The sequence below is a fragment of the Sodalis sp. (in: enterobacteria) genome (assembly GCF_047607725.1).
In the GTDB taxonomy this organism is placed as follows: domain Bacteria; phylum Pseudomonadota; class Gammaproteobacteria; order Enterobacterales; family Enterobacteriaceae; genus JBLKSS01.
Window position 1 is genome coordinate 1 of the sequence record NZ_JBLKSS010000339.1, and the last position, 2758, is coordinate 2758.

Consider the following 2758-nt stretch of genomic DNA (forward strand, 5'->3'; position numbering starts at 1 on the left):
ATGCCGGAACGGGTCAAAACCAATTACGACCACCCGAGCGCTATGGATCATAGCCTGCTGTTTCAACATATCCAGATGCTGAAGGCGGGCTTGGCTATCGAGATGCCGGTCTACAGTTATGTAGAACATACCCGCCGTCCTGAAACCCTTCACCTGCGGCCCAAAAAAGTCATTATCTTGGAAGGGATATTGTTGTTGACCGATTTACGCCTGCGCCAGGAGATGAATTTTTCTATTTTTGTGGATACGCCGCTGGATATTTGCCTCATGCGCCGTATGAAACGCGACGTCAATGAACGCGGACGTTTGATGGACTCCGTTATAGAGCAATATCAGCGTACCGTCCGTCCGATGTTTCTGCAGTTTATTGAACCGTCGAAACAATACGCTGACATCATTGTCCCGCGCGGTGGTAAGAACCGGATTGCCATCGATATTTTAAAAGCGAAGATCAGTCAGTTTTTCGAATAATTCCCGTGTAGTATTTGAAACCTGACCGGCCGCCGCCGCCGTAGCGGCAACCCCACATTCACGCCCTTATGGAGAGACAAGCGATGAGACTGTGCGACCGTGATATTGAGATCTGGCTGGATGAAGGCCGACTGGCCATCTCGCCGCGCCCGCCGCAAGAAAGGATTAACGGGGCCACGGTGGATGTACGGCTGGGTAACCAGTTCCGGGTCTTTCGGGGCCATACCGCGGCCTATATCGATCTCAGCGGGCCAAAAGATAAAGTGGCCGCGGCGCTGGATCGGGTGATGAGCGACGAAATTCAGCTGGCCGAAGGCGAAGCCTTTTTTCTGCATCCGGGCGAGTTGGCGCTGGCGGCTACCCTGGAATCGGTCACATTGCCTGATGATTTGGTTGGCTGGCTGGACGGGCGCTCCTCGCTGGCGCGCCTGGGCCTGATGGTTCACGTGACCGCGCACCGGATCGATCCCGGCTGGCAGGGTAGAATCGTACTGGAGTTCTATAATTCAGGTAAGTTGCCGCTGGCGTTGCGTCCCGGCATGCTGATAGGCGCCTTGAGTTTTGAACCCCTGAGCGGTCCCGCGGCCCGCCCCTATAATAGGCGCGAAGATGCCAAATACCGCAATCAGCAAGGCGCCGTGGCCAGTCGGATCGACAAGGACTGAATCGTCAGAGGCCTGTGGCATCGGGTAATAACGAAAGAGGACCGCATGAGAAGATTACTGACGACGCTGTTCATTTTGCTGGTGGTGGTGGTGGCCGGGCTGACGGCCATGGTGGCGCTAATCAATCCCAATGATTTTCGCAGCTATATGATCACCCAGGTGGAACAGCGCAGCGGCTATCATTTGGCGCTGGGGGGAGATTTGCGCTGGCATGCCTGGCCGCAATTGAGCATTCTCGCGGGACGTATGAAGCTCACCGCCCCCGGCGCGTCGCTTCCGCTGGTCAGCGCGGAGAATATGCGTCTGGACGTGGCGCTGTGGCCGCTGTTGTCCCATCAGTTGTCGGTAAAACAGGTCATGTTGAAAGGGGCGGTCATTACGTTGACACCGGACAGCGCGGCCCGCCGTCCCAAGAATGCCCCCATCGCGCCGGCGGGTACGCCGGAGCCGGAAGAAGGCAGCGGCTGGTCCTGGAATATCGGCAGCCTGCAGGTCGCCGACAGCTTACTTATCTGGCAGCGCGATGCCAATGAACAACTCAATTTGCGCGACCTGAATTTGCAAATGAAACAGGACGACGCACGCAAAGCAAGTATCGAATTTTCCGGTCGTCTCAATCGCGATCAACGTGATCTGACGGTCTCCCTCAACGGTAGCCTGGATCTCAGTCAATACCCGCGCCAGGTCAGCGCCCACATGGACAAATTCAGTTATCGGCTGCGCGCTAATGGCCTGCCGGAGCAGGGCATTGAAGGTGAAGGCGCCTTCAATGCCGATTATTCCTCCGTCAATCAGTCGTTAACGCTCGGTGAATTGACCTTCAGCGCCAACGACAGCGAGTTAAGTGGTCAGATAAGCGCCCGGCTGGGCGATGAGCCGGTGTATCAACTGGATTTGGCGGCGAAGACCCTGAATCTGGATACCTTGCTGGGGCTGCAGCCGCCTGCCGACGGCAACGACGTGCGGGCGCAGAATCAAAGCGCCGCCACGGGTCGACCGGTAATAGCCAACAGCGCCCTGACGAATAACGTGCTGTCCAATCTTAATGATTTTAGCGGTCAGCTTAGCCTGAGCGCCCAAAACGTCATTTATCACGGTCTGACAATGACCGATTTTAACGTGCAGGCGGACAACCGCCGTGGACAGCTGAGCCTGAACACATTTACCGGCAAACTTGGCGAAGGAGAGTTTAATTTGCCCGGCACGCTGGATACCACCGGCAAACAACCTCTGTGCCATCTGCATCCGCAATTTTCCCGTGTCGCGCTCGGCCCGCTGCTGAAAGCGTTTGCATTGCCCCAGACGTTGACCGGCCAACTCTCCCTGCAAGGAGAGGTGTGGGGACATAATTTCACCGCGATGGATTTTGCCCGCGGTTGGCAGGGATCGGCCGCCATGACGTTGGATGACGCCAAATTGGAAGGGCTGAACATTTCGCAGTTGATTCAAAGGGCGGTAACGCGCACCAATGGCAGTGTGGCGGCCGAGGAACGCGACGAGCGTTATTCACAAGTGCGCCAGCTTACCGCTAACGCCACCCTTAACCAGGGCAACCTGCGGCTTGCCGATCTGGCGGGGGATTCCGAACTGCTGGCGCTTACCGGCGATGGCACCCTGAATTT

The 2758-nt window shown here is 56.8% G+C and carries 3 protein-coding genes; all 3 read left to right on the plus strand.

What is annotated here, in order from left to right:
* Positions 1-471 (plus strand): uridine kinase (gene udk / locus ACMX3H_RS20060; RefSeq protein WP_415211947.1); only part of this gene is annotated, 471 nt, incomplete at its 5' end.
* A gap of 83 nt (positions 472-554) precedes the next feature.
* Entirely contained in the window at positions 555-1136 is a 582-nt protein-coding gene (gene dcd, locus ACMX3H_RS20065; protein ID WP_415211948.1) for a dCTP deaminase, read from the plus strand.
* Positions 1137-1181: 45 nt separating this feature from the next.
* Positions 1182-2758, plus strand: a 1577-nt coding sequence (gene asmA / locus ACMX3H_RS20070; RefSeq protein WP_415211949.1) for an outer membrane assembly protein AsmA, incomplete at its 3' end; no start/stop codon positions are given.